The 4,780-nt window shown below is 34.1% G+C and carries 7 protein-coding genes; 4 read left to right on the forward strand and 3 right to left on the reverse strand.

The annotated features are described in order from the left end of the window. Positions 1-866 (reverse strand): S41 family peptidase (locus VI621_RS01525; RefSeq protein WP_324216630.1); only part of this gene is annotated, 866 nt, incomplete at its 3' end. Between the two features lie 120 nt (positions 867-986). Beyond that, positions 987-1,367 (reverse strand): ribonuclease P protein component, encoded by a 381-nt coding sequence (rnpA, locus tag VI621_RS01530; RefSeq protein WP_324216631.1) that lies wholly within the window; start codon positions 1,365-1,367, stop codon positions 987-989. Positions 1,368-1,576: 209 nt separating this feature from the next. Here rnpA and VI621_RS01535 point away from each other — a divergent pair, with 209 nt between their 5' ends. Then, complete coding sequence (locus tag VI621_RS01535) at positions 1,577-2,089, forward strand: hypothetical protein (RefSeq protein WP_324216632.1); 513 nt, start codon at positions 1,577-1,579, stop codon at positions 2,087-2,089. 88 nt (positions 2,090-2,177) lie between these two features. After that, positions 2,178-2,762 (forward strand): hypothetical protein, encoded by a 585-nt coding sequence (locus VI621_RS01540; protein ID WP_324216633.1) that lies wholly within the window; start codon positions 2,178-2,180, stop codon positions 2,760-2,762. Between the two features lie 140 nt (positions 2,763-2,902). Here VI621_RS01540 and VI621_RS01545 read toward each other — a convergent pair whose 3' ends face one another. Further along, complete coding sequence (locus tag VI621_RS01545) at positions 2,903-3,466, reverse strand: C40 family peptidase (RefSeq protein WP_324216634.1); 564 nt, start codon at positions 3,464-3,466, stop codon at positions 2,903-2,905. A 378-nt stretch (positions 3,467-3,844) separates the two neighbouring features. Here VI621_RS01545 and VI621_RS01550 point away from each other — a divergent pair, with 378 nt between their 5' ends. After that, positions 3,845-4,438: a DUF6705 family protein gene (locus tag VI621_RS01550; RefSeq protein ID WP_324216635.1), complete on the forward strand. Its 594-nt coding sequence runs from the start codon at positions 3,845-3,847 to the stop codon at positions 4,436-4,438. Between the two features lie 21 nt (positions 4,439-4,459). Continuing rightward, positions 4,460-4,780, forward strand: a 321-nt coding sequence (locus tag VI621_RS01555; RefSeq protein ID WP_324216636.1) for a VOC family protein, incomplete at its 3' end; no start/stop codon positions are given.

Raw genomic sequence — 4,780 nt, forward strand, 5'->3', positions numbered from 1 at the left:
GAAGCACTTTTTCCGTCTACAATAATGACCAAAGGAATCTCGGTATCAATAGGTTCGCGAGTGGTTTTATAAACATTGTTGTGTTTGTCTATTTTTGATTTGGTGGACACGATCACTTCGTTTTTCGGAACAAATAAATTGCAGATATTCACCGCTTCATTCAAAAGTCCGCCGGGATTTCCTCTTAAATCCAATATGATTTTCTCGGCCCCCTCTCTTTTCAGTTGTTCCAATGCTTCTTTGGTTTGAAGCGAAGCTTTGTTATTGAATTGATTTAAAACGATATAACCGGTTTTGGCGTCTATTTTTCCAAAGAACGGAACGGCTCTCATTTCGACTTCTCCGAGGATCAATTGCGTTGTTTGTATTTTGCCTTGTCGTTTGTATTTGATGTCGATTTTGGCGTTTTTGGCGCCTTTCAGTAATTGTCCTGCATCTTCTTTGAAATCCTCTAAATTAACATCGCCAATCTGGATAATTTCGTCGCCCGCTTTAAGTCCGGCTTTGTCTGCGGGGTAATTTTTATAAGGTTCCTTAATGATAAGTTTCCCTTCTTTTCGGGTAATCATCGCACCAATCCCGGTGTATTCGCCCGTACTGTTAATTTTGAATTTTACCACATCCTGTTCATTAAAATAAACAGTGTACGGATCCAGATCGGCCAACATGTTTTTTATGGCTTTGTCCATCAAATCTCCCGGATTGGTTTCGTCCACATAGTTCATGTTTACGGTTTTGAACATCGTGGTGAAAATTTCGATCTGCTTGGCAATTTCAAAAAAATCGCCGCTGAAACTAGCGCCAACAAACAGTAAACCGCTGGCAACTGCGGGAATGATATATCTTTTCTTTAAAAATGTGTACATGGGTAATTGGTAATAATTTATGAAACCGAATAATAATGAACATCAAATATAATTGATAAACGATTAAAAATAACAAGTTTTAGCATTTTGTTATACTATCAAACGCAAGAGCGCAGGTTTTTATTTCGCTTCCTTTATCGCGTTTAAAAATTTCTCGAATAACTGAATGGTTTTTGTGTTGATTTCTTCATACGTCAAACGGTCTTTGCTCTGGTACAAAAGCATAAAAGCATAAGGTTTGTCTGTATTGTCCAGCAGCATATGTTTGTTGAGGCGATAGGTTTCCCGAAGGACGCGTTTGAAATAATTACGATCCACCGCTTTTTTGAAATGTTTCTTGGAAACCGAAACACCCATTTTTATCGGAACATTTTCGCCAAAAGTGCCTGCTACATATACCAATCGCAACGGATATTTGGATACGGATTTCCCTTCGGAAAAAAGTAAATCGATGGTATTTTTGCTTTTTAGCTTTTCGGATTTGGGGTAAGTGAAGTTCATTTTCGTGTTGCGGTTCTGAAAGGCAAAGGTACAAAGTCAAATCTAATAAAGAAGCTAAGAGGATTTGTTCGTTTTTTGTAAGTAATTTATTGATATATTAGCTGTATATTAAAGGGGCAACTTCTTAAAAACACTTTATTTTTGGTAGTTTGAAGAGGGTGAACTGAATATTCTTTTATAAATAGGCAGTATGACGTTAACCAAACTATATGAAAACAAAAACATTCTGGACAATATTGATTAAGATTTTAGGATTGTCAATATTATTTTCAAGCTTAACTGTTGTTCCTCAATTTTTTTCAACTCTTTACGCAACATTCCAAGGTGGAAATGATAGCTATATAGAAATATCATTTTTTTTGATATTTAGTTTGTTAATATATTTATTGATTTTAAGGTTATTTGTATTTAAACCTGAATGGATTATTAAAAACCTGAAGCTTGAAAAAAACATTGAGGAAAACATTGACTTAGATGTTAAAGCTTCAACAATTCTTAATATTTCAATTGCTGTAATAGGAGGATTAATGTTAGCTGGCAGTATTCCAATGCTATGTGAAACTCTTTTCGAGTTCTTTAGACAAAGCGATTTATTTATAGATTTTGAAAATTCAAAATGGATTGTCGCCTATTTTTTAAAATCATTAATTGGCTATTTGCTTTTTACAAATAGTAAAGCAGTAACGAAACTTATTTTTAAACAAGCTGACGAAACTGATTAAACAAAACGCCATATAACAACAGTTTGCATTAATGGTTTTGCCTGATAGTGTACATTTGCAATCCGTTTTAGTTATTAAACATAAAAAAATGAAAACAATTCTTCATATTAAATTAATTCTCCTGCTCTTTTTTATAAGTTTTCAATGCTTTTCACAAACTCAAGAATCCACCCTTTTTTTTAAAGATGGAGATTCAATTCCGGGTTTCGGAATGATTCAAAATAACAAAGTAAAATTTAAAATTGCTATAGACAGTAAAGCTGAGTTTTGGGATTTTGAAAGTATTGTAAAAATTGATTTTCATGGATTTAAAATGACTAAAACCTATGAATATGTTAAACTTAATGCATATAGCGAACCAATTCTTATTGAGCTTGTAGTAAAAGGAGAAGTTTCTTTGTACAGGAAAGAAAATTCCAAATGGATTGGTGACAATATAAATAATCCAGGAAGCGGCCGAAAAATAATTGAGGAAATTAACTATTTAAAACGTGATAAAGAAGAGTTTCCAACTTGTATAAATTGCGAAATTTTAAACAGTTGGGCAAAAAACACATCTAACTTTTTATCTGACTGCGAATATTTAGTAAAAAAAATAAAGACAAATAAATTTAGTTCATTACAAATGAAAGAAATAGTGGAAACATACAATGACTTTTGTACAGAATTATAAATACGTTTGCTAATGCGTTTTGCATCAATCCTTTTAGTCGTTTTTACCCGACACCGTATGTTTTTGGAGGAAATTTTTTTTAATAAATAAGTTAGTAACAAGTCCAGTAAAAATCCTTAAACTACCGGAAGTTTAGTAATTCATAAAACTGATAAGACATCTACTGCTTTTACGAATCTACGCTTATATCCCTCCTGTTTTAGACTGGAAATAATCACTTTCATGTCACGACCTGAGGTTGCATGAATAAAATCACTTTCCATTCCTTTTGGATTTGTAACTATACCCACATGGCCTATAACATTTCTGGTAGGGCTCAAAAACAACAGAATATCTCCCTTTTTTACGTTGTCTATCGGGATTTCTTTCCCAAAACCCTCAAATTGTGAAGAGCTTCTTGGAACCTGAATTTTAAAGTGTTGAAAAACAAAGTAAACAAATCCTGAACAATCAAACCCATCCTTACTACAAGCGGCTTCAACATAAGGAGTGCCTAATAATTCCATTCCAAAGTTCACAATGCTGTCCCTTAAGGGAACATTAATTTTAATTGGATTTATCGGTGTTTCCTTGACAGCAGTTTCACCCCTTTCGGGTAGCCTCTTATCGCCTCTCGATGAACCGTACACGATGGCGCACAAAACAATTACCGACAAACCAATAAGTGTTGTAAATTTTAAGAGATTTATCTTTTTAGAGGCCATATTAAAAAACTAAATAACAAGTTTATAAAATCTGTGCAGCTGTTGCTGCATTCTATAATTTAATAAATAAGGGCATGTTCTACCGTCATCTGTCATACGTTTTACAAAACTAACCAAATTTAAATGATTTGAAGTGAAAGAGAGCAAAAAAGCCTTGTTACTTACAGTGGACGCAAGAAATTGGGGTTTGAGTCTTGGATTAGAATATTGTTTTGTACTTTCGAAGTCCTTGATTAGCGGAAGATTTCGTAAGTGTTTTTTTCTCAACATCTTGAGGAGCCTCGGGACGATGTGAGTAATTTAAACCAACCTGAAGTTAACCAATGGAAATATTCGTTTTACGTCATCTTGGCGGAACGAAATCTTACATATAAAATCATGAAAAAAATATTTTACATGGCATTATACATCCTTACTTCAGGATGTATTGCACAAAACCCTATTGTTAATATAACACAAGATGATGGATCTCAAACACCAAATACGTATTATAAGGATGTTGATAACCATTTAAATCAGTTTGAAGGCACGTGGTTGTATGCCAATGGTGCTGACACTTTGAGAATAGTAATGGTAAAAAAAGTTAAGACTTATAATGGCAGTTATTACGAAGATCTTCTTATTGGGGAATACCAATATATGGTAAACGGTGTTACCATAATAAACACACTTTCGGACTTAAATACCGTGTATCCAAATCAAATAAGGCATCAAATTGATGGCAATATAATCCTAATAAATACCAACAGACCATTGTGCACAGATTGTGCATTAAATGAGAAAAGAGTTATGTTAAGTTTTTCGGATACCGAATCTTATGGGACAATGGTAGTAAGAAGAATAATGCAAGGCGGAAAGCAAGCCATCAAAATAAAAATAAGAAAAGTAGGACCAAGTGCTCGTGTGGTTGGCACAGCGCCATCACCGGATTTCAAGGTTCCCGCCGGAGAATATGTTTTAATTAAACAGTAAACAACAGAAATAATACATCATATGCAAAAGACAACAACCTTTTTAATGTTTGTAGGCGAAAACTTTGGTAAAGCAGAGGAAGCCATTAAATTCTACACCTCACTATTTCTCAATTCTGAAATAAAGAAGATCGACTATTTCAAAGCAGGGGAACAAGGCGGAAAAGAAGGTGCGGTAAAACACGCAATCTTCACTATTGACAATCAGGGATATATGGCAATCGACAGCATGGGACATGATTTTACATTTACACCGGCTGTTTCTATCTATGTGAACTGTGACAGCGAAGAAGAAGTTAACAAACTTTACAACAAACTGCTGGAAGGGGGGAGTGCGCTGATG

Source organism: Flavobacterium sp., assembly GCF_035292545.1.
Classification (GTDB): domain Bacteria; phylum Bacteroidota; class Bacteroidia; order Flavobacteriales; family Flavobacteriaceae; genus Flavobacterium.

What these genes read in the sequence shown, in the direction of transcription:
- rnpA (WP_324216631.1), bottom strand. Translation starts at nt 1,367, where the DNA reads ATGAACTTCACTTACCCCAAATCCGAAAAGCTAAAAAGCAAAAATACC.
- VI621_RS01540 (WP_324216633.1), top strand. Translation starts at nt 2,178, where the DNA reads ATGAAAACAATTCTTCATATTAAATTAATTCTCCTGCTCTTTTTTATA.
- VI621_RS01550 (WP_324216635.1), top strand. Translation starts at nt 3,845, where the DNA reads ATGAAAAAAATATTTTACATGGCATTATACATCCTTACTTCAGGATGT.
- VI621_RS01535 (WP_324216632.1), top strand. Translation starts at nt 1,577, where the DNA reads ATGAAAACAAAAACATTCTGGACAATATTGATTAAGATTTTAGGATTG.
- VI621_RS01545 (WP_324216634.1), bottom strand. Translation starts at nt 3,466, where the DNA reads ATGGCCTCTAAAAAGATAAATCTCTTAAAATTTACAACACTTATTGGT.